This window comes from Flavobacterium sp. UBA4854 (assembly GCF_002399805.1).
Lineage (GTDB): Bacteria > Bacteroidota > Bacteroidia > Flavobacteriales > Flavobacteriaceae > Flavobacterium > Flavobacterium ginsengisoli.
In genome coordinates, this window is the sequence record NZ_DHEI01000103.1 from 3,689 (window position 1) to 5,284 (window position 1,596).

A 1,596-nucleotide genomic window follows, 5' to 3' on the forward strand; every position below is an offset into this window, starting at 1 on the left:
GATAGAGTTTTAAAAGCTAACAATGTTGTATTTACGATTAATAGAGTAGGTTCTATGATTTCGGTTCATTTTGATGCAAATCCAGTTACAGATTTTCAAACTGCTGCAAAAGGTGATAACGAAACATTCAAAAAATTCTTCCACGGATTATTGCAAGAAGGTGTTTACATTGCACCATCTGCGTACGAAACGTGGTTCATTACAGATGCATTGACTTACGAAGATTTAGATTTTACAATCAATGCGATTGATAAAGTATCAAAATCATTTTAATAAAAAAGGAGGCTTTAAGCCTCCTTTTCTTTTTTAGAACCAAGATTATTTTTTGTCTTTTCTGTATTCTTTCATTTTATCTTTATGCTCTTTCTGAATTGCAGTCCATTTTTTATATTGGTCAGCTGTCAGAATAGATTTCATTTTGGCATCATAAGCCTTATGATCTGTTTCCATCTGTTTTTTCATAGCTTTCTTGTCAGCTTCAGTTGGCTCGACACCAGAATCTTTTCTGCTTTTTTTAAGCATTTCCATTTTTGTGCTTCTGTCAGATAAAAGTTCACCAACTTGTTTTTGCTGATCCGCATTTAAGTTCAAATCAGTTGTCAGCTTTTGCAAATGAGCTTGATCGCGTTCTTGTGGCGATTTATGATCTTTTCCTCTATGATGACCTTTATGTTCTTTTTTTAGAGCTGTCCATTTTGTGTACTGATCCGCATTTAAAATAGATTTCATTTTAGCATCATTAGCTACTTTGTCTTCTTCCATTTGTTTTTTGAAAGCTGCTTTTTCTTCAGCTGTAGGAGGCGTTTTAGTGTCTTTTCGAGATTGTTTAAACTTTTCGGCTTTTGCACTTCTTTCTGCGATAAGCTGTTTTACCTGCTCTTGCTGTTTATTATCTAAATTTAAATCAGAAGTCAATTTTTGCAAATATTTTTCGTTACGCTGTTCTGGAGTTAATTTTTCTCGTTGATCGCGTGTCGGCTTCTGATTGATGTCTTGTGCAAAACTTACTATTCCAACAAATAATAAAGCTGCAATAAATAATTTTTTCATAATTCGTTTTTTAAAAAAGGTTTATAGCAATTAGACTTGATCAGAATTATTAAGTTTAATGGCATTTTGAGGTTTATCTTTTATTTAACAGAAACTATTAAGGAAAGTTTAAAGAATATTGAGAAATAAAAAGAGGCAATTAAGCCTCTTTTATTTAGTTTTTATCCTTTCTATATTCTTTTATTTTTTCTCTTGCTTTGTCTTTGTTTTCTTCCTGAATGGTTTTCCATTTTGTGTATTGGTCAGCATTCAAAATCGATTTCATTTTAGCATCGTTTGCATCTCTCTCAGCCATCATCTCTTTTTTAAAAGCTTCTCTTTCTGCAGCAGTAGGTTTAGTGCCATTTTCTTTTTGTTCTTGACGTGCATCTCTTAGTTTTTCGGCTTTTGCACTTCTGTCTGCTAAAAGCTGTTTTACTTGAGCTTGTTGACTGGCATCCAGATTTAGTTCTGTTGTTAATTTTTGCAATTGTTTTTCATTGCGCTGTTCAGGAGTTAATCTTTCTTTCTTTTCTTGTGCAAAACTTGCTATTCCAACAAATAACA

At 32.5% G+C, this 1,596-nt stretch carries 2 protein-coding genes and 1 pseudogene; 1 reads left to right on the forward strand and 2 read right to left on the reverse strand.

Annotated elements, in window-relative coordinates:
• A pseudogene (locus B3J44_RS15280) lies at positions 1-273 on the forward strand (aspartate aminotransferase family protein); the annotation flags it as partial.
• A 45-nt stretch (positions 274-318) separates the two neighbouring features.
• Here B3J44_RS15280 and B3J44_RS15285 read toward each other — a convergent pair.
• Positions 319-1,050 (reverse strand): DUF4890 domain-containing protein, encoded by a 732-nt coding sequence (locus tag B3J44_RS15285; protein ID WP_286969388.1) that lies wholly within the window; start codon positions 1,048-1,050, stop codon positions 319-321.
• A 154-nt stretch (positions 1,051-1,204) separates the two neighbouring features.
• Positions 1,205-1,596, reverse strand: a 392-nt coding sequence (locus tag B3J44_RS15290) for a hypothetical protein (RefSeq protein WP_286969391.1), incomplete at its 5' end; no start/stop codon positions are given.